19 protein-coding genes and 1 riboswitch are annotated in these 19,564 nt (G+C 70.7%); of the genes, 9 read left to right on the forward strand and 10 right to left on the reverse strand.

Going from position 1 to position 19,564, the window contains the following annotated elements:
- Window positions 1-3 precede the first annotated feature (3 nt).
- Window positions 4-726: a M50 family metallopeptidase gene (locus ACFY1U_RS09225; RefSeq protein ID WP_390693464.1), complete on the reverse strand. Its 723-nt coding sequence runs from the start codon at window positions 724-726 to the stop codon at window positions 4-6.
- A gap of 105 nt (window positions 727-831) precedes the next feature.
- On the opposite strand from ACFY1U_RS09225, the gene ACFY1U_RS09230 reads away from it, so the two are divergent.
- From ACFY1U_RS09230 to def, 8 genes are all read left to right on the forward strand, one after another.
- On the forward strand, window positions 832-1,647 hold the full coding sequence (locus ACFY1U_RS09230) for an SOS response-associated peptidase (RefSeq protein WP_390693465.1): 816 nt from the start codon (window positions 832-834) through the stop codon (window positions 1,645-1,647).
- A 19-nt stretch (window positions 1,648-1,666) separates the two neighbouring features.
- Window positions 1,667-2,293, forward strand: a complete 627-nt coding sequence (locus ACFY1U_RS09235) for an alpha/beta family hydrolase (protein WP_390693686.1) — start codon at window positions 1,667-1,669, stop codon at window positions 2,291-2,293.
- 256 nt (window positions 2,294-2,549) lie between these two features.
- Window positions 2,550-3,233 (forward strand): RNA polymerase sigma factor SigR, encoded by a 684-nt coding sequence (gene sigR / locus ACFY1U_RS09240; RefSeq protein ID WP_344405380.1) that lies wholly within the window; start codon window positions 2,550-2,552, stop codon window positions 3,231-3,233.
- Window positions 3,230-3,532: a mycothiol system anti-sigma-R factor gene (gene rsrA / locus ACFY1U_RS09245; RefSeq protein ID WP_390693466.1), complete on the forward strand. Its 303-nt coding sequence runs from the start codon at window positions 3,230-3,232 to the stop codon at window positions 3,530-3,532. Before sigR ends, rsrA begins: the two co-directional genes overlap by 4 nt.
- Before the next feature lie 141 nt (window positions 3,533-3,673).
- The gene (locus ACFY1U_RS09250; RefSeq protein ID WP_390693467.1) at window positions 3,674-4,984 is read left to right on the forward strand and encodes an HD-GYP domain-containing protein; all 1,311 of its coding nucleotides are present in this window, start codon (window positions 3,674-3,676) and stop codon (window positions 4,982-4,984) included.
- 367 nt (window positions 4,985-5,351) lie between these two features.
- The gene (locus ACFY1U_RS09255) at window positions 5,352-6,593 is read left to right on the forward strand and encodes an HD-GYP domain-containing protein (RefSeq protein ID WP_390693468.1); all 1,242 of its coding nucleotides are present in this window, start codon (window positions 5,352-5,354) and stop codon (window positions 6,591-6,593) included.
- Between the two features lie 107 nt (window positions 6,594-6,700).
- Window positions 6,701-7,681 (forward strand): tetratricopeptide repeat protein, encoded by a 981-nt coding sequence (locus ACFY1U_RS09260; RefSeq protein WP_390693469.1) that lies wholly within the window; start codon window positions 6,701-6,703, stop codon window positions 7,679-7,681.
- A 148-nt stretch (window positions 7,682-7,829) separates the two neighbouring features.
- Window positions 7,830-8,480 carry a peptide deformylase gene (gene def, locus ACFY1U_RS09265; RefSeq protein ID WP_390693470.1) on the forward strand — a complete coding sequence of 217 codons (651 nt, stop codon included), beginning with the start codon at window positions 7,830-7,832 and terminating at the stop codon, window positions 8,478-8,480.
- A 27-nt stretch (window positions 8,481-8,507) separates the two neighbouring features.
- Here def and ACFY1U_RS09270 read toward each other — a convergent pair whose 3' ends face one another.
- Entirely contained in the window at window positions 8,508-9,473 is a 966-nt protein-coding gene (locus ACFY1U_RS09270; protein ID WP_390693471.1) for a GlxA family transcriptional regulator, read from the reverse strand.
- A gap of 93 nt (window positions 9,474-9,566) precedes the next feature.
- Here ACFY1U_RS09270 and ACFY1U_RS09275 point away from each other — a divergent pair, with 93 nt between their 5' ends.
- On the forward strand, window positions 9,567-9,791 hold the full coding sequence (locus tag ACFY1U_RS09275; protein WP_390693472.1) for a hypothetical protein: 225 nt from the start codon (window positions 9,567-9,569) through the stop codon (window positions 9,789-9,791).
- Here ACFY1U_RS09275 and ACFY1U_RS09280 read toward each other — a convergent pair.
- The 8 genes from ACFY1U_RS09280 to ACFY1U_RS09315 all read right to left on the reverse strand — a co-directional run bounded on the left by ACFY1U_RS09280 (window position 9,758) and on the right by ACFY1U_RS09315 (window position 19,482).
- On the reverse strand, window positions 9,758-10,243 hold the full coding sequence (locus tag ACFY1U_RS09280; RefSeq protein ID WP_390693473.1) for a hypothetical protein: 486 nt from the start codon (window positions 10,241-10,243) through the stop codon (window positions 9,758-9,760). The genes ACFY1U_RS09275 and ACFY1U_RS09280 overlap by 34 nt on opposite strands.
- Before the next feature lie 110 nt (window positions 10,244-10,353).
- Window positions 10,354-12,402 carry a putative Ig domain-containing protein gene (locus ACFY1U_RS09285; protein ID WP_390693474.1) on the reverse strand — a complete coding sequence of 683 codons (2,049 nt, stop codon included), beginning with the start codon at window positions 12,400-12,402 and terminating at the stop codon, window positions 10,354-10,356.
- Between the two features lie 235 nt (window positions 12,403-12,637).
- Window positions 12,638-13,258, reverse strand: a complete 621-nt coding sequence (locus ACFY1U_RS09290) for a nucleotidyltransferase family protein (RefSeq protein ID WP_390693475.1) — start codon at window positions 13,256-13,258, stop codon at window positions 12,638-12,640.
- A 44-nt stretch (window positions 13,259-13,302) separates the two neighbouring features.
- The gene (locus ACFY1U_RS09295; RefSeq protein WP_390693476.1) at window positions 13,303-14,322 is read right to left on the reverse strand and encodes a ribonucleotide-diphosphate reductase subunit beta; all 1,020 of its coding nucleotides are present in this window, start codon (window positions 14,320-14,322) and stop codon (window positions 13,303-13,305) included.
- A complete protein-coding gene (locus tag ACFY1U_RS09300; protein ID WP_390693477.1) occupies window positions 14,322-16,694 on the reverse strand; it encodes a ribonucleoside-diphosphate reductase subunit alpha in 2,373 nt (790 codons plus the stop codon). The genes ACFY1U_RS09295 and ACFY1U_RS09300 overlap by 1 nt, the downstream gene beginning before the upstream one ends.
- A 145-nt stretch (window positions 16,695-16,839) precedes the next feature.
- A riboswitch (cobalamin riboswitch) is annotated at window positions 16,840-16,922 on the reverse strand.
- A gap of 87 nt (window positions 16,923-17,009) precedes the next feature.
- A complete protein-coding gene (locus tag ACFY1U_RS09305) occupies window positions 17,010-17,510 on the reverse strand; it encodes a GNAT family N-acetyltransferase (protein WP_390693478.1) in 501 nt (166 codons plus the stop codon).
- A 74-nt stretch (window positions 17,511-17,584) separates the two neighbouring features.
- On the reverse strand, window positions 17,585-19,222 hold the full coding sequence (gene mctP / locus ACFY1U_RS09310; RefSeq protein ID WP_390693479.1) for a monocarboxylate uptake permease MctP: 1,638 nt from the start codon (window positions 19,220-19,222) through the stop codon (window positions 17,585-17,587).
- A complete protein-coding gene (locus ACFY1U_RS09315) occupies window positions 19,219-19,482 on the reverse strand; it encodes a DUF3311 domain-containing protein (protein WP_390693480.1) in 264 nt (87 codons plus the stop codon). Before ACFY1U_RS09315 ends, mctP begins: the two co-directional genes overlap by 4 nt.
- Window positions 19,483-19,564 lie beyond the last annotated feature (82 nt).

Here is a 19,564-nt window from a genome sequence, read left to right on the forward strand (position 1 = left end):
TGGTCACACCTCTAGCAGCCAGCGGCCGCCACCTATCAGTGAACACAGCGACACCGCGTGGAACAGGAACAGCCACAAGCCCGCCGGCACATGCGTCAAGCGCGACAACTGGTCCGCGTCCGAGTCCCCCGCACCCCCACGACTCCGCTTCGCCTGCAGCTCGAACGCCGGGCGTACGCCCCCCACCAACAGGAACCACACCACCGCATACGCGAACGCGGCCTGCACCTGCGGTCCCGCCAGCCAGGACACCAGGAGGAACGTGCCGCCGGTCAGGACCACCGTCAGGGCGCCGTACGCGTTGCGGATCATCACCAGCATGGCGACCAGCAGGGCCGTTGCCAGCCACAGCAGCAGGGTGATGTGACCGACGGCGAGCAGGGCCGCACCGCCGAGGCCGAGGAGTGGGGGAGACGTGTAGCCCGCGGCCGCGGTGAGGATCATGCCGAGGCCGTGCGGCTTGCCGCGGCTGACCGTGAGGCCGCTGGTGTCGGAGTGCAGCCGTATGCCCGTCAGCTGGCGGCCGGTCAGCAGGGCGATCAGGCCGTGGCCGCCCTCGTGGGCGATGGTGATGGCGTTGCGCGAGATGCGCCAGACGTTGTGCGGGACGACCACGGCCAGCGCGGCGACCAGGGTCGCGATCACCACCCAGAGGTCGGGGTCGGGCTGGCTGCCGGAGACCTGGTCCCAGAGGGAGGCCAGCGAGGCGGATGCGGTGGGGTGCATGTTCGGCGGTGGCTCCCTCGGGTGGAGGTCAATCGGGGCTTGCGCGTAGCGCAATCGTTGAGGGGTGGTGGTCGGGCGACGGGTGGGCCTGGCAGTGTGGCACGTATGTGCGGACGGTATGCAGCGAGTCGTAGGCCCGAGGATCTCGCAGGAATCTTTGAGATCGAGAAGTGGGAACCCGAGGAGACCCTCGCGCCCGACTACAACGTGGCCCCCACCAAGGAGGTCTACGCCGTCCTGGACCGCCCTCTTAAGGACGTGGAGGACCCGCGGCCGGTTCGGCAGCTGCGCAAGCTGAAGTGGGGCCTGGTGCCGTCCTGGTCGAAGACCCCGGAGGGCGGGGCGCGGATGATCAACGCCCGTGCGGAGACCGTCCACGAGAAGCCGTCGTACAAGCGGGCCTTCACCTCCCGCCGCTGCATCATCCCCGCCGACGGCTACTACGAGTGGGTCACCGCCAAGGAGGAGCGGGACCTGGAGGTCGAGGGGAAGAAGAAGCGGCCCCGCAAGCAGCCGTACTTCGTGCTGCCCGCCGACGGGTCGGTCTTCGCGATGGCCGGGCTGTACGAGTTCTGGCGGGACAAGACGCTGCCGGACGACCACCCGCAGGCCTGGTGGGTGACCTGCTCCGTGATCACGACCGAGGCGGAGACGACACCGCTCGCCGTCGCCCCGGCCGAGGGCCCGCACGCGCTCGCCGACATCCACCCCCGGATGCCGCTGATGCTCACCCCGGACCGCTGGGACGCCTGGCTCGACCCCTCGCGCACCGCCCCCGAGGACCTGCGGTCGCTCCTGGAGCCGCCGCCCGCCGGGCTGATGCGCGCCTATCCCGTCTCCACCGCCGTCAGCAACGTCCGCAACAACGGACCGGAGCTGCTGAAGGAACTCGAGGGCCCCGAAGAGGGCACACTTTTCTGATGTGACAGATCTGACCGAAGTGACACAGGGTGTCGAGACCGGTGCCGGTACGGCCCGCATCACCTGGCGGCACGCGGCGCAGCCGCGGCTCGTCCTCGCCGTCAGTCACGGTGCCGGCGGCGGCATCGAGGCGCGGGACCTCCAGGCCCTCGCCCAGGTCCTGCCCGGACACGGAGTGACCGTCGCCCTCGTCGAGCAGCCCTGGCGGGTGGCAGGCAAGAAGCTGGCACCCGCCCCGAAGACGCTCGACCTCGGCTGGCGCGGAATCTGGCCCGCGCTCGCCGGGCCCGGACTGCCGGTGATCTCGGGCGGACGCAGCGCGGGCGCCCGGGTCGCCTGTCGTACGGCCGCAGAGCTCGGCGCCCATGCCGTCCTCGCCCTCAGCTTCCCGCTGCATCCGCCGGGCAGGCCCGAGAAGTCCCGCGCCGGGGAGCTGCTCGGGTCCGGGGTGCCCACCCTCGTCGTGCAGGGCGGGAACGACCCCTTCGGAAAGCCCGAGGAGTTTCCGAAGGGGACGTACGAGCTGGTCGAGGTGGACCACGGCGATCACGGGTTCGCCGTGCCCAAGCGCGCGGAGATCACGCAGGAGCAGGCGCTGGAGATCATCACGGACGCCGTCACCCAGTGGACCGCGTCACTCGGGTGACGGCGGGGAATGCCGCGCGGGTGGTCACTGTTGAGGCGGACAGAAGTGCTGGAGACCAGCACCGATCGTCGTAGGAGAGGAAGTCCGCCGCATGGGTTCGACCGTATGCCCGAGCCGCAGCAGCCGCACTGACCTGGACTGGACGGTGCTGACTGCGGCCAAGACCACCCCTATTCGAGGGGCGGCGGGGACGGGTCGTCGTCTATCCTCCGATTCTGGCGACACCGGTTTCGGTGCTGCCCGGAATCTTGAGGAGGTGGGTCCGGTCACTGGGATCGACGCAGGGACCGACAACGGCCAGGCGGAGCTGCCCGAGGGCCAGGGCATCAGCGCGGAGTCGACCGCTCAGCGCAGCGCGCGCTTCGAGCGGGACGCGCTCGAATTCCTCGACCAGATGTACTCGGCCGCGCTGCGTATGACGCGCAACCCGGCCGACGCCGAGGACCTGGTGCAGGAGACGTACGCGAAGGCGTACGCGTCCTTCCACCAGTTCCGCGAAGGCACCAATCTCAAGGCGTGGCTGTACCGGATCCTCACCAACACCTTCATCAACTCGTACCGCAAGAAGCAGCGCGAACCCCAGCGCTCCGCGGCCGAGGAGATCGAGGACTGGCAGCTCGCCCGTGCCGAGTCGCACATGTCGACCGGTCTGCGCTCCGCGGAGTCGCAGGCGCTCGACCACCTGCCCGACTCGGACGTGAAGGAAGCACTCCAGGCGATCCCCGAGGAATTCCGCATCGCCGTGTACCTCGCCGATGTCGAGGGCTTTGCGTACAAGGAGATCGCGGACATCATGGGGACACCCATCGGTACGGTGATGTCCCGGCTGCACCGGGGCCGCCGTCAACTGCGCGGCATGCTCGAGGACTACGCGCGCGAGCGCGGACTGGTCCCGGCCGGCGCCGGAGAGTCGGACGAAGCGAAAGGCTCGGGCTCATGAGCTGCGGAGAGCCGCACGAGACGGACTGCAGTGAGGTCCTCGACCATCTCTACGAGTTCCTCGACAGTGAGATGCCGGACGTCGATCGCGACAAGTTCAAGCAGCACTTCCAGGAGTGCTCGCCGTGCCTGGAGAAGTACGGCCTGGAGCAGGCCGTGAAGAAGCTGGTCAAGCGGTGCTGCGGGCATGACGACGTACCGACCGACCTGCGTGCGAAGGTGCTCGGGCGGCTCGACCTGATCCGTACCGGACAGGCCGTCCCCGAGCACGACATCACCGTGACCCCGCAGGAGTCCTGAACTCCCCCGGACCTTCGTCCGGAATGCCGGGTACGGGTTGTCGTCACTCGAACGTGCTAATCCGCGGTTCATAAGCCCGCGGCCGCCCCCCGGCTCGCCCTAGTCTCCTCACCCGGAGCAGTTTCGGCCGGGAGGGGCGTGATGGAGGCGGTTCCGGCACGGGCACGCGCGTACGTCGCCTGTACGGTCCTCGGCGCGCTGCTCTGTCTGCTTCCGCTGCTCGCCGTTCACACCTCCTGGCGGGCGGTCGCCCTCCTCGCCCTGCTGTACGCCGGCTGTGAGCAGGCCGCCGCCCGATGGCGCTTTGCCGGAACGTTCTATCCGGTACTGCTCGCCGGTGCCTTTCTGCTGCCGCCCCCGGCCGCCGCCCTGGTGGCGCTGCCGGGGGCGCTGCTGTCCCGGGTCGACCAGCGGCCGCGCCGGCTGCGGCGGAGCTGGCGCGCCGCCCAGCTGGTCCTCGGTGTGTGGGCCGCGGGCCGGGTGCACTGGTCGCTGGGCGGGCGGGACGCGGTCGTCGCCTCCGACTTCCCCTACGCGCTCGTGCCCGCGGGCGCCGCGGTCCTGGCCTTCTGCCTGGTGCTGACCGCCCTCGACGGCGGGATCCGCGCGCTGGCCGAGCGGGTGCCGGTACGGCGGGCCTGGCGCGGGCTGTTCGTACGGTCCCTCGCGCCGGTGGTCGTGCACGGGCTCGCCGGGCTGATGATGGCCGTCCTGTGGCGCAGCCCCTACGGGCCCGTCGCCGCGCTGCTGGTGCTGCTGCCGATGTGCGTGTCCTGGTGGGTGTTCACGCAGTACCACCGGGAGCGCGCCGCCCACCAGGCGACGATCCGGGCGCTGGTGCAGGCCGTCGACATCAAGGACGAGTACACCCGCGGCCACAGCGAACGGGTCGGCCAGGCCTCCATGATGATCGCCCGGGAACTCGGCATGGACGACGAGCGCGTCGAGGTGCTCCGGTTCGCCGGGATCCTGCACGACGTGGGCAAACTCGGCGTCCCCACACGGCTGTTGAGGAAGGACGGGCCGCTGACTCCCGAGGAACGCCGGGTGATCGAGCTGCATCCCGAGTACGGCCACGAAATGGTGCGCGGAATCGGTTTTCTGGGCGAGGCCCGGGCCGCCGTGCTCCACCACCACGAACGCCTGGACGGCAGCGGCTACCCGTACGGACTGCGCGGAAGCCAGATCCCCGAGTCCGCACGGGTGGTGGCCGTCGCGGACGCCTTCGACGCGATGACGTCCACGCGCTGCTACCGGCGCGCCCGGCCCGTCCCGGTCGCCCTGGAGGAGCTGGAGCGGTGCGCGGGCGCGCAGTTCGACCCCCGCATGGTCGCGGCCCTGGTGCAGGCGCTCGGCCGGTGCGGCTGGCATCCCGCGGTCACCGCGGAGGAGCAACCGCGTCTGCCCGCACCCACTGCGGCCGTCTCCAGCCGCCCGGGAGCCCGCGGATGAGCCCCGGGCGGTCGCGGTGGAGCGACCGCGGCCGTCCATACCCGCCGAGGTCGTCTCCAGCCGCCCGGGGGCCCGCGGATGAGCGCCGGGCGGTCGCGGTGGAGCGACCGCGGCCGTCCATAGCCGCCGCGGTCGTCTCCAGTGGGCCGGGGGCCCGGGGACGGGCGTCCGGCGGTCGTGGAGGAGTGACCCTGCCTGTCCGTATCCGCCCTGGTCGTCCGCGGTGGGCCGCGGGGCCGGGGGTGGACGTCCGGTGGCCGCAGCGCAGCGCCCGGGGGCCCGGGGGCGGGGGCCCGGCGGTCGTGGGGGAGCGGCCCCGGCCACCCGTGCCCACCGCGGCCGTTTCCAGCAGGCCCGGAGCCCGCGGATGAGCGCCCGGCCGCCGCTGACGCTTCTCATCCACGGCTGTGCCGCCCTCCTCGCCGCTGTCTCCCTCGCCGTCACCCACCACACCGGCCTGGAGGAGCGCCCCACCGCCCTCGCCTTCGGCCTGCTCGTCACCATCGGCGAACTCAGCCGCTGGACCGGTGCCCGGGTCAGGGAGGCCGCGCCGCTCGGGGCCGCCGGGGCGATGTCGTACGCCCTGCTCGGGGAGGACGCCGGGCAGCCCACCCACCACGGCCTCACCCAGGTCGTCGCCGTCGTCCTCGCCGCCGCCCTCATCGGCAGCGTGCCGCACATCGCCCGGGGCCGCGGACCCGTGCTCGACCACCTCGCGCGGCGCGTGCTCACCGTCGGATTCGCCGCCGTCTGCTTCCAACCCCTGTACAACCGTGGGGCGTTCGGCACATGGCACGGCCCCGCCTACGCCCTGCTGCTCCTCGCCCTCCTTGCGCTCACCGCGCTGTGCGACGCCGTGCTCGCCGCCGCACTCGCCCACTCCCGCACCCGGTGGCCCTTCGGCCCGCTGCTGCGGGACGAGCTGCACGCCCTCCTCGGCATCGGCTCCGCCGTGTGCGCCACCGGCGCGGTCATGGCCCTCGCGGTCGCCGTCGTCGGACTGTGGGCGCTGCCCGTGTTCTCGCTGCCGCTGCTGCTGACCCAGCTGTCCTTCAAGCGGTACGCGGCCGTGCGGACCACCTACCGGCAGACCATCACCTCCCTCGCCCGCGCCACCGAGATCGCCGGGTACACCCCCGCCGGGCACGCCCGCCGGGTGGCCGCCCTCAGCCGCGCCGTCGGACGGGACCTCGGACTCACCCGGCCCGAACTGACCGTGCTGGAGTACGCCGCCCTCATGCACGACATCGGCCAGCTCAGCCTCGTCGACCCGGTACCGGCGGGCGCCACTGCCGGCCTGCCCACGGCCGAACAGCGCCGCATCGCCCTGCTCGGCGGGGCCGTCGTACGCCAGACCGGGGTCGACCCGGCGGTCGCCGTGGTCGTCGAGCGGCAGGCCGACCCCTACCGGGAGCAGCCGCTCGCCGCCCGGATCGTGCGGGCCGTCAACGCATACGACGAGAAAGCACGCGACGCCGGGCCCGGCGGGCCCCTGACGGCGCTGGAGGAGCTGCGGCTCGCCACCGCCGGGGACTACGCGCCCGAAGTGGTGGAATCGCTCGCCCGGGTCCTCGCACGGGACTGTCTGACCCTGCCTGCGGCTGGGTAACCCATGGGTAATGAGCGCCCTTCCAGCCGTACGTGGTTGGATGCGAATGAGAGGGTGTGTCCGGGGGCAGCACTAGCCAGCCCACTCCACGGAACTGGCAGGGAATCGTGAGGATCTTCGGCAAGGGACGGCACCGGCCCTCCGCCTCCTGGCGGCAGGCCACCGACCGCGCGTTCACGCTGATCGGCGACGGCCGGTACGAGGACGCGGGCGCTCTGCTGACACGTGCCGCCGACCTGGAGCCGTGGCTCTCCGAGTCCTGGTTCAACCTCGCCCTGCTGCACAAGTTCCGGCACGACTGGGAGCAGGCCCGCGCGGCAGGCCTGCGCGCCGTCGCGCTGCTCGACCGGGAGGCCGGCGCCCCCGACTGGTGGAACGTCGGCATCGCGGCCACCGCCCTGCAGGACTGGCCGCTGGCCCGGCGGGCCTGGCAGGCGTACGGGCTGCGGGTGCCGGGAGCCGCCGCGGCGAACGGCGAGCCGGTCGGGATGGAGCTGGGCAGCGCTGCCGTACGGCTGTCCCCGGAGGGGGAGGCCGAGGTGGTGTGGGGGCGGCGGCTGGACCCCGCCCGCATCGAGGTGCTGTCGATTCCGCTGCCGTCGTCCGGGCGGCGGTGGGGTGAGGTCGTGCTGCACGACGGGGTGCCCCATGGGGAGCGCACCACGGCCGCCGGGCATGCCTACCCCGTGTTCGACGAGATCGAGCTGTGGGCGCCGTCGCCGGTGCCGACGTGGGTGGTGCTGCTTGAAGCCGCCACCGAGGCGGATCGGGATGCGTTGGAGCAGCTTGCAGCGGACGCGGGGTTTGCCGCGGAGGACTGGTCGTCGTCCGTGCGGCTGCTGTGTCGGATGTGCTCCGAGTCGCGGATGCCCTCCGATGAGGGTGATGGGGAGCACCTTGACCCCCATGACCACAGTGAGCCGGGGCATCCCGGGCCGCTCGGGCATCGGACCGACGGGCAGCTGTGGGTGCCTGAGCGGGAGTGTGGGGTGGCGGCCCCGGCTTCCCTGGTCAGGGGGTTGTTGGATGGGTGGGTTGCCGATAGCCCCGACTCTCGGGACTGGCGGGATCTTGAAGAGGTTTGCTGAGGAGCGTGGCCGAGTGCGAGTTCGTCGTGGCTGGTCGCGCCCCGCGGCGGAGCCGCATATCAGCACAGTCCCGCGCCCCTGAAAGGGGCGCTTCCCCGTACCCTGTATCCGCAGCAACCCCCGGTTTTTGAGGAAGGCATACGTCGGCATGGCGCAGCAGGACACCGATCAGCAGCACGTGGGCGTGCTTCCCGTGGACGACGAGGGTTTCGTCATCGACACCGGGGAGGCCGAGGAGCGCGAGAACGCCTGGCGTGAGCGGGGCACCTCGCGGCCGATCACCGTCGTCGGGAACCCGGTGCTGCACAAGGAGTGCAAGGACGTCACCGAGTTCGGCGAGGAGCTGCAGCAGCTGGTCGCGGACATGTTCGCCTCGCAGCGCACCGCCGAGGGCGTGGGCCTGGCCGCCAACCAGATCGGCGTCGACCTGAAGGTCTTCGTCTACGACTGCGGCGACGACGAGGGCGTCCGGCACGTCGGCGTGGTCTGCAACCCCAAGCTCGTCGACCTGCCCGCCGAGCGGCGCCGCCTGGACGACAGCAACGAGGGCTGCCTGTCCGTGCCCACCGCGTACGCACCGCTGGCCCGGCCCGACTACGCCGAGGTGACCGGCCAGGACGAGAAGGGCAACCCGATCAAGGTCCGGGGCACCGGCTACTTCGCCCGGTGCCTGCAGCACGAGACCGACCACCTGTACGGCTACCTGTACATCGACCGCCTGTCCAAGCGTGAGCGCAAGGACGCCCTGCGGCAGATGGCCGAGAACGAGCCGCGCTACCCCGTGGTCGCGAACGACTGAGGCGCCCGGCGAGGCGCCCGGCAAGGGTCAGGCGGCCGCCTCGGGGCCCCTGAAGGTGCGCCGGTAGGCGTTCGGGGTCGTTCCGATCGCCTGGACGAACTGGTGGCGCAGCGCGGCCGCGTTGCCGAACCCCGCCCGGCCCGCGATCGCGTCCACCGTCTCGTCCGTCCCCTCCAGCAACCGCTGGGCCAGCAGCACGCGTTGCCGCAGGATCCACCGGTAGGGAGTCGTACCCGTCTCCTGCTGGAAGCGGCGGGCGAAGGTGCGCGGCGACATATGGGCGCGGTCGGCCAGCTGCTCGACCGTGACCTCCTCGTCGAGGTGCCGCTCCATCCACGCCAGCACCCCGGCGACCGTGTCGCCGTGCGAGCGGGGCAGCGGGCGCTCGATGTACTGGGCCTGCCCGCCGTCCCGGTGCGGCGGCACCACCATCCGCCGGGCGATCTTGTTCGCGACCTCCGGGCCCTGCTCCTTGCGCACGATGTGCAGACAGGCGTCGATGCCGGCGGCGGTGCCCGCCGAGGTGATCACCGGGTCCTCGTCGACATAGAGGACATCGGGCTCGACCGTCAGCCGCGGGTACGCCCGCGCCAGCTCCTCCGCGTGGTGCCAGTGCACGGCGCAGCGCCGGCCGTCGAGCAGTCCGGCCGCGGCGACCACGAAGACGCCGGAGCAGACGCTGAGGATCCGGGCGCCCCGGCCGGCCGCGCGCCGCAGGGCGTCAAGGAGCTCGGGCGGGAACTCCCGGGTCTCGAAGCAGGCACCGGCCGGCACGGCGATGAGGTCGGCCTCCTCCAGCCGCTCCAGACCGTGCTCGACGTTCATGGAGAAGCCGGCGCGCGTGCCGAGCACCGGCCCCTCGGCCGAGGCGACCGCGAAGTCGTAGACGGGCAGTCCGTCGTCGCTGCGGTCGGTGCCGAACACCTCGCAGACGACGGCCAGTTCGAAGGGGTTCACGCCGTCCAGGACGACGGCGGCGACGTTCTGCAGCATGCCACCAGTGTGCCTCGGCATTGGCAGTATTTCGAGGGTGCACGGCAGTCCTGCCACTGTTTGTCAGGAGCTATCGGCGCGACAGTGGTGTCCATGGATACGGCACACCTCGAAGGACTGATCGGAATGCTGACCGTTCTCACCATCCTCGTGCTCCTGGTCGTCCCGTCGGTGCTCGGTATCGCGCGCGACCGGCGCATCGACCGGCAGATCCGCGAGGCCGAGCAGGCCCGCCGGGCGGCCGAGGGCCGCGGCCCCGTCGGCCGTCCCGCCCGCCGGCAGCGCTACTTCACCACCACGGTGACCCACCACTCCTGAATCCCCAGGCACGAGACCCGGCCGGGCTGGGTGGCGCACAGCGGCCGCGTGGACTCCAGCCGGGTCTTCCCGTCCGCCACGGCCTTGAAGGCGGCGCTCGCATCGCCCGGCTGCAGGACGAAACCGCTGTTGGCGGCCCGCAGCACCGAGCCGCTCGCGGTGACCGGCTTCCAGGGCCGCTTCGCGGTTCCGTCCAGGCTGACCCGGACGGTGTCGCCCACCGCCAGGCAGACCGTACGGCCGCTGTCGGCGGCGCCGAGCGTCGACGCCGTCGTACAGCCTCCCGAGGGGCTCGGCGTCGGGCTCGCCGGCGGGCTCTTCCTGGGTGTGGGGGAGGACGACACGTGGTTGCTGTCGCCGCCCTTGCCGCTGTCGGTCTGGTTGCCGCAGCCGGCCAGGGCGAGGGTGAGTGCCGCGAGGGCGAGGGTCGTGTGGCGGATCGTTCGGCGCATGGGGGGCCTCCTCACCTGTGTGACGTGTGACCACGACGTCCGGATCCACACCGGAGCCCCGGCCGCGAAGCTCGCGGCCGGGGCCCGGGGACGAACGGGATCGAACGGGATCAGCTGGTCGTGACGGCGGTGTCGTCGACGACGAAGCTGGTCTGGGCGGAGGAGTCCTCGACACCGCTGAACTTCAGGGTGACGGTCGAGCCCGCGTAGGAGCTCAGGTCGAAGGACTTCTGTACGTACCCGGAGGCGGCGTTGAGGTTCGAGTACGTCGCCAGGGTGGTCGAACCAGCGGTGACCGTCAGCTTGTCGTACGCGGTGCTGGTGGTGGTCTCCGCGGTGTCGATGTGCAGGTAGAAGGTGAAGGTGGCCTTGCAGCCGCTCGGCACGGTCACCGACTGGGAGAGCGTGTCGGTGTGCGAGGAGCCGTAGCCGTCCAGCCAGGCGTAGTACGAACCGCCGTGCGCCGACTCACTGCTGGAGTTGGTGATGACACCGCTGGACGCGGTCCAGGTGGTGTTGCCCGACTCGAAGCCCGGGTTGCCGAGGAGCTGCGAGGAGGTGCAGGTGCCGCCGCCGGAGCCGACCGTCCAGCTGAAGGAGGTCGAGCCGGAGGCGCCGGTGGAGTCCTTGGCGGTGACGGTGACCTGGTAGGTGCCCGCGGTGGACGCCGTACCGGAGATCAGGCCGCTGGAGCTGCTGATCGACAGCCCGGTCGGCAGACCGCTCGCGCTGTAGGTCAGGGTCGCGCCCGCGCTGTCGCTCGCGCTGATCTGCAGGCTGACCGAGCTGCCGGTCGTCGTCGACTGGCTGCCCGGGTTGGTGACGGTCACCGTGTTGCCGGAGGTGCTGCCCGAGGTGAAGGCGGTGGTGCCGTTCGGGGTGCCCCAGCCGGTCGGGCCGTCGTAGCCGGTCTCGGCGGTGCAGAAGTACGCCGTGGAGCAGGAGCCGTTGCTGCCGCTGGTCACGTCGTACAGGTTGCTGGTGTGGCTGTAGGGGTACTTCGCCGGGTAGTCGCTGGAACCCGGGGTGCCGGCCAGCGCGTACACGCCGGCGATGATCGGCGACGAGGCGCTGGTGCCGCCGTAGACCGCCCAGCCGGAACCGCCGTAGGTGTCGTACACCGCGACGCCGGTGGCCGGGTCGGCGACCGCGGAGACGTCGGCCTCCATGCGCTTGCTGCAGCCGCTGTCGGTCTGCCAGCTCGGCTTCGGGTCGTAGGCGGAGCAGCCGGAGCCGGTGCCCTCGGTGGAGCTGGTGTGCCACACCGACTCGGTCCAGCCGCGGGAGTTGGAGGACGTGGACAGGGCCGTACCGCCGACCGCCGTCACGTACTGCGAGGTCGCCGGGTACTCGGCGCCGTAGGCGGAGTCACCGGCGGAGACGGTGATCGCGACACCCGGGTGCTTGAAGTACGAGGTGTCCTCGCTGGTCTGGGAGGAGGACTCGGAGCCGCCCCAGCTGTTGGAGACGAACTTGGCGCCGAGCGACACGGCCTCGTTCTCGGCGATGCCGAGGTCGGTGTCGTTCGCAGAGTTCGCCTCGACCAGGATGATGTTGCAGTTCGGGCAGACCGCGCTGACCATGTCGATGTCCAGCGCCTCCTCACCCGCCCAGCCGGTGTCGTTGGTGGGCAGCGAGGTCGTGGAGCCGGTCTGGCTGACCTGCTTGAAGCAGCCGTTGGCCTTGGTGCAGGAGGACAGGCCGTAGGTCGAGCGGTAAGTGCCCAGGTCCGACTCGGCGTTGGGGTCGTTGTAGGCGTCCACCACGGCAACCGTCAGGCCCGAGCCGCCCGTTGAGGGCAGGTTGTAGGCGCTGTGCAGGTTGGCCGGGGAGAGGCCGGAGGGCGCGGCGGCGGCGACCGCGGAGGCCAGCCGCTGCTTGATGTCGGTGCGGCGCTGGGCGAAGCAGGACGCGTGGCCGGGGGCGGCGGTGGCGCACAGGTGCTGGGTCGGCACCTTCTGGCCGGCCTTGCCGGTCGAGTGGAACGTCTGCCGCTCGGGGGAGGTGAGGGCCTTGGCGTTCTGGGCGGTCCGGGTGGTGTGCGCGGCCACGGGTGCCGCGTGCGCCGGTGCGGCCACGAGGCCGGCGAGGCCGAGAGCGAGGGCGGGTATGGCGGTGGCCAGGAGTCTTCGCAGGCTCCGTCTGGGCTTCTCACGCATGGGGGTACTGCCTCCGTCGTGGGAGTGGGGTTCTCGACGCTGGTGGCAGGCCTGTGACGCGCGTAGCGGCGGCGGTGCGCTGCCGTCATGGGCATGACACTTGGAACATCCTGCGCCGTTGTTGTGTGTACATGGCAGGACGGCCAGAAAGTAGCGGGAGGCGAGGAGGCGGGAACAGACGGGCCGGAAGAACTTTGCCGCTCCGTGGGAGGTCCATGGGCGTCCGATGGCGGCCCTATGGACGCTCCATGGACGAGTCCGGGAGAGGCCAGTCCAGCACGGTCAGCTCCGGCCACTGCGTCAGCCACCGCGCGGACTTGGTTTCGTATACGGACCGTGGTGCGAGCACGGGGTTGGGCCGCACGACGAGGTTGAAGACATCGGAGAGGCCGTGCGGTGCGTAGACCCGCCAGCGGCCGCCGGCCTCCAGCCGTACCCCCAGGCAGCAGGTCGTGGCGGCGAAGCTGTCGATCGCCGCCTCGCTCGACTCGTACGGCGGGCACGGCACCCCGAACCTGCCCTCGTACCAGAGGTGCACGCGTGCCTCGTTGCGGATCTCGACCTCGGCCGGGAGATCCGCGAAGATCTCCCGGCCGGCCTTGATCACGGCATCCTCGGCCTCCCAGGACAGGTCGCCGGCGTCGAAATAGAAGATGTCGTAGTCCCTGATGCCGACGCTGGGCGGCCGGCCGGTGACGACGTTCCAGACGGTCTGGAAGAGGCACCCGGCGGTGAGATACCAGCCGGGCAGCGCCATCGTCGCGGCCCGCTCCAGCACCTCGGTCAGGATGCTGTTGCGGGACAACACCGCACGCAGGTGGTCGAGTTGGTCATCGAGGGGGAGACGGCCGATCACCCTCCTGGCTTACCACAGGCGGGGCCTGCCGCAGCCGGGAGCCGTCAGAAGTCCTCGTCCAGGTCGACCGTGCCCTCCACCGCCACCTGGTACGCCGAAGGGCGGCGCTCGAAGAAGTTGGTCAGTTCCTGGACGCCCTGCAACTCCATGAAGGAGAACGGGTTCTCGGATCCGTACACCGGGGCGAAGCCGAGACGGGTCAGGCGCTGGTCGGCGACGCACTCCAGGTACTGGCGCATCGACTCGGTGTTCATGCCGGGCAGACCGTCCCCGCACAGGTCGCGCCCGAACTGCAGCTCGGCCTCCACGGCTTCCCGCAGCATGTCCGTCACCTGCTGCTGAAGCTGGTCGTCGAAGAGCTCCGGCTCCTCCTTGCGGACGGTGTCGACCACGTCGAACGCGAAGGACATGTGCATCGTCTCGTCGCGGAAGACCCAGTTGGTGCCGGTGGCCAGGCCGTGCAGCAGGCCCCGGCTGCGGAACCAGTAGACGTACGCGAAGGCCCCGTAGAAGAACAGGCCCTCGATGCAGGCGGCGAAGCAGATCAGGTTGAGCAGGAAGCGGCGGCGGTCGGCCCTGGACTCCAGGCGGTCCAGGCTGTCCACCGAGTCCATCCACTTGAAGCAGAACTGGGCCTTCTCGCGGATGGAGGGGATGTTCTCGACCGCCGCGAAGGCCGCGGCGCGGTCCTCCGGGTCGGGGAGGTAGGTGTCCAGGAGGGTCAGATAGAACTGGACGTGCACGGCCTCCTCGAACAACTGGCGCGACAGGTACAGGCGCGCCTCCGGGGAGTTGATGTGCTTGTACAGGGTCAGGACCAGGTTGTTCGCCACGATCGAGTCGCCCGTCGCGAAGAACGCGACCAGGCGGCCGATCAGGTGCTGCTCGGCGGGCGTGAGCTTCGCGAGGTCGGCCACGTCCGAGTGGAGGTCGACCTCCTCCACGGTCCAGGTGTTCTTGATGGCGTCCCGATAGCGCTCGTAGAAGTCCGGGTAGCGCATGGGACGCAGGGTCAGCTCGAAGCCCGGGTCGAGAAGGTTCTGGGAACGGGTGGTGCTGGTCATCACTGGCAGGCCTCGCAGGACTCGGGGTTTTCCAGGGAGCAGGCGACGGCCTCGGGGTCGGCCGCCTGCTGGACGGGGACGGTGGCCCGGGCGGCGCGCGCGATGCGGGTCGCCGGGCGGGAGCGCAGGTAGTACGTCGTCTTCAGGCCCTGCTTCCAGGCGTACGCGTACATCGAGGAGAGCTTGCCGATGGTCGGCGTCTCCAGGAACAGGTTCAGGGACTGGGACTGGTCCAGGAACGGGGTGCGGGCGGCGGCCATGTCGATCAGGCCGCGCTGCGGGATCTCCCACGCCGTGCGGTACAGGGCCCGTACGTCGGCCGGGATCCAGGCGAAGTCCTGCACCGAGCCGTTCGCCTCGCGCAGGGCCTCGCGGGTGCGGGCGTCCCAGACGCCGAGCTCCTTGAGGTCCTTCACCAGGTAGGAGTTGACCTGGAGAAACTCGCCGGAGAGGGTCTCGCGCTTGAAGAGGTTGGAGACCTGCGGCTCGATGCACTCGTACACGCCCGCGATCGACGCGATGGTGGCGGTCGGGGCGATCGCGAGCAGGAGCGAGTTGCGCATGCCGACGGTCGCGATGCGCTCCCGGAGGGCCGCCCAGCGCTCCGGCCAGGTGAGTTCGGTGTCGTAGTGGTCGGGGTGCAGGACGCCGCGGGCCGTGCGGGTCTTCTCCCAGGCCGGCAGCGGGCCGCTCTGCTCGGCGAGGTCGGCGGAGGCCTCGTACGCGGCGAGCATGATGCGCTCGGCGATCCGGGTGGACAGGGCCTTCGCCTCCGGTGAGTCGAAGGGCAGGCGCAGCTTGAAGAAGACGTCCTGGAGGCCCATCGCGCCCAGGCCCACCGGGCGCCAGCGGGCGTTCGAACGGCCCGCCTGCTCGGTGGGGTAGAAGTTGATGTCGACCACGCGGTCCAGGAAGGTCACGGCCGTGCGGACCGTCTCGTCCAGCCGCTCCCAGTCGATGTCCCGGCCGGTCACGAACGCGCCGAGGTTGACCGAGCCCAGGTTGCAGACCGCCGTCTCGCCGTCGTCCGTGACCTCCAGGATCTCCGTGCAGAGGTTGGAGGAGTGGACGACATGGCCCGGCTCGGCGGTCTGGTTGGCGGTGCGGTTGGCGGCGTCCTTGAAGGTCATCCAGCCGTTGCCGGTCTGGGCGAGGGTGCGCATCATGCGGCCGTAGAGGTCGCGGGCCGGGATGGTCTTCCTCGCGAGCCCCGCCTCTTCCGCCCTGCGGTAGGCGGCCTCGAACTCCTCGCCCCACAGGTCCACCAGCTCCGGCACGTCCGCCGGGGAGAACAGGGACCACTGCGCGTCGGCGTTCACGCGCCGCATGAACTCGTCCGGGACCCAGTGCGCGAGGTTCAGGTTGTGCGTACGGCGGGCGTCCTCACCGGTGTTGTCGCGCAGCTCCAGGAACTCCTCGATGTCGGAGTGCCAGGTCTCCAGGTAGACCGCGGCCGCGCCCTTGCGGCGGCCGCCCTGGTTCACGGCGGCGACCGAGGCGTCGAGGGTCTTCAGGAACGGGACGATGCCGTTGGAGTGGCCGTTGGTGCCGCGGATGAGGGAACCGCGGGCGCGGATCCGGCTGTACGACAGCCCGATGCCGCCGGCGTGCTTCGAGAGGCGGGCGACCTGGTGGTAGCGGTCGTAGATGGAGTCCAGCTCGTCGAGCGGGGAGTCGAGGAGATAGCAGGACGACATCTGGGGGTGCCGGGTGCCGGAGTTGAAGAGGGTGGGGGAGGACGGCAGGTAGTCGAGGCGGCTCATCAGGCCGTAGAGCGCGGCGACTTCGTCCACCGATCGGCTCCCCGTCGTCGCATCGGACGCAGCGTCCTCGGCCAGGCCGCTCGCCACCCGCAGCATGAAGTGCTGGGGCGTCTCGATGACCTTGCGGGTGATCGGGTGGCGCAGGAGGTAGCGGCTGTGGAGTGTGCGCAGGCCGAAGTAGCCGAAACGGTCGTCGGCCTCGGGGTCGATCAGCGCGTCGAGGCGGTGGGCGTGGACCCGTACGAACTCGGCCGTGCGATCGGCGATGAGCCCCTCCCGATGACCCACGGCGACGGACTCCGTGAACGACGTGACGCCCTGCGAGGCGGCCTCCGCGGCGATGCTGACGGTCAGCAGGCGGGCGGCCAGCCTGCTGTACGCGGGGTCCTCCGAGATGAGACCGGCGGCCGCCTCCGTGGCCAGTTCGCGCAGCTCCGTCTCGTCCGCACGGGCGGACCGGCCGCGCAGCGCGGCGGCGGCGACCCGGCCGGGGTCGGCGTCGGGGAGGTCGGCGGTCAGCTCGGTCAGGGTCCGCAGCAGCGCGGCTCCCAGGCCGTCGTCGGCCACGGTGGCGCTGGCTGAAACCGGGTCTGCTGGCGCGATGGTCACGTGAGGCTCTCCCTCGCTCGGCACGGGGGCCTTGCGGAGGGCAGGGGGCAGTCACGAGCGCGCACGGCGTCGCGTCCACCGGCCCATTCCACGAGGCCCGGACGTCGAAGCACCCGGGCCGGATGGGCCGGGCGCACTGTCGGCAGGTCCTCGGACTGACGCCCATATGCGTGCGAACGCGTATGGGTACACCGTTGCGGGACAGTTCCGGATTCACACCGGATTCCCCTGCGGCGACAGCGAGCATGAGCATACATCTTGTGCCGGGTGAGAACAGCACCCCCATATGTTGTGTCGTGGCGACTTCGGAGCGTGTCAGATCGTCAACTCATAGGCGAGGAGGGTGAAGTCGTGGCCCGGGATCGGCTTCCAGTCGCGCCCGGGGGCGCGGACGAAACCGGCGCGGTCGTAGATGCGGTGGGCGGCGTGCATGGCCGACTGGGTGCACAGGACGATGGCGGTGCACTCCGCGGCTCTTGCCCGGTCGACGCAGGCACGTACGAGGGCTTCTCCGGCGCCTCGGCCGCGGGCTGCCCGGTCGACGGCCAGCATGCGTATCTCGGCCTCTCCCGGGCCGGCCAGATCGGCCATGGGGCCACCGGACGGCACGTAGGTGACGCCGCCGATCGGCCGGCCGCCCAGGTCGGCCACCAGCACCTCGGCGGTGGCCGCTCGCCCCGCGACGTCCCTCAACTCGGCGAGATACCCGTCGCTCTCGCCGAAGGTGAGCAGGCCGTCCTGCAGATAGGCCTGGGCGGTGATCTCGCCGAGGGCCTCGTACTCAGCTGGTTCCGCCTGCCTGATCACGATGTCCATGGCTCCGAGTCTGCCGGACGGGTACGACAACGGGCCGCCGGATTTCTCCGACGGCCCGCTGATCGCCGTAACCGCTAGTGGGACGCGCCCGCGGTCGCCGGCGGCAACTCCACCTGGACGCCGGGGTCGCCCGCGTCCGCCGTGTAGTCGTCCGGCTTCGTCTCGTCGACGCCCTCCGGGGCCTTCAGGGCCTTCAGCACGAAGGTCAGGGCCACCGCCACCAGCACGTTCAGGACGAACGCCGTGAGGCCGATGTAGCCCATCTCGCCGAGGCCCGGGATGTTCGCGTTGGAGCCGCCGAAGTGCTTCTGCCCCGGGTTGGTCGGGGAGGCCACGCCGTACGCGGCGAGCGTGCCGTAGACCATGCCGACCGCCCAGCCCGCGAGCAGCGCCCAGCGGTGGAACCAGCGTGTGAACAGGCCGCCGACCAGGGCCGGGAAGGTCTGCAGGATCCAGATGCCGCCCAGCAGCTGGAAGTTGATGGCGACCGTCTTGTCCATGGTCAGGACGAAGACCAGCGCGCCGACCTTCACCAGCAGCGAGACGATCTTGGAGACCTTGGTCTCCTGTTCAGCCGTCGCGTCCGGCTTGATGAAGTCCTTGTAGATGTTGCGGGTGAACAGGTTCGCGGCCGCGATCGACATGATCGCCGCGGGCACCAGCGCGCCGATGCCGATCGCCGCGAAGGCCACGCCCGCGAACCAGCTCGGGAACATGTCCTCGAACAGCTGCGGGATGGCCAGCTGACCGTTGGTGACCTTGACCCCCGCCGCGATCGCCATGAAGCCCAGCAGCGCCAGCAGGCCCAGCATCAGTGAGTACAGCGGAAGGATGGTGGTGTTGCGGCGGATCACGTCACGGCTCTTCGAGGACAGCGTCGCGGTGATCGAGTGCGGGTACATGAACAGCGCGAGCGCGGAGCCCAAGGCCAGCGTGGCGTACGTCCACTGGTTCGCCTCGGCCGGAACCAGCGCCCCGCGCGGCTTCCCCGTCGCCGGGTTGGTCGCGCTGAAGGCCTCGCCCGCCTTGGCGAAGATGTGGTCGAACCCGCCCAGCTTGATCGGGATGTAGATGATCGCGACGGCGATGACGATGTAGATCAGCGCGTCCTTGACGAACGCGATCAGCGCGGGCGCGCGCAGACCCGACGAGTACGTGTACGCCGCCAGCACACCGAAGGCGATCAGCAACGGCAGGTCCTTCACGAACCAGTTGGAGTCAGCGCCGCCGCCGACCCCCATGACGTCGAGGACCGCCTGGATGCCCACCAGTTGCAGTGCGATGTACGGCATCGTCGCCAGGATGCCGGTCACGGCCACCGCCAGCGACAGCCCCTTCGAGCCGAAGCGGCCGCGCACGAAGTCCGAGGTGGTCACGTACCCGTGGCGGTGCGAGACCGACCACAGACGGGGCAGGAACGTGAAGATCAGGGGGTACACCAGGATGGTGTACGGCACCGCGAAGAAGCCGGCCGCGCCCGCCGCGTAGATGGCCGCGGGCACGGCGACGAACGTGTACGCCGTGTACAGGTCGCCGCCGAGCAGGAACCAGGTGACCCAGGTGCCGAACGACCGTCCGCCCAGGCCCCATTCGTCGAGGCTCTGCTCGTTCTCGGCCTTGCGCCAGCGCGCGGCCAGGAAGCCCATGACCGTGACGGCCAGGAAGAAGAAGATGAAGACGCCGAGCGCGACGCCGTTCACGTCGTTCTTCATTCCGACGCACCCCCCTTCCGGGCGGCGCGGGCGCGCTGGTCGCGCTGCCACAGCTTGTACGCCGTCATGGTCAGCGCCGTGGAGATCAGCACCCACAGCATCTGGTACCAGTAGAAGAACGGGATGCCGCCGAGCGCCGGGTCCGTCTTGGCGTAGGAGCCGACCCAGAGCATCGCCACGAAGGGCGCCACCAGACAGAGGGCGATGATCACGCGGACCGGTGTCACCACCGGTGGTCTCGCCTCGGACACATCTGACATACCGGCTCCGTCCCCTCACTGATCACCTGTGTAATGCGCAGGCAATCTAGGTCACGGTGTTGCGGGAGCGGAAGACCTCGCC

Source organism: Streptomyces sp. NPDC001351, assembly GCF_042896045.1.
Taxonomy (GTDB): domain Bacteria; phylum Actinomycetota; class Actinomycetes; order Streptomycetales; family Streptomycetaceae; genus Streptomyces.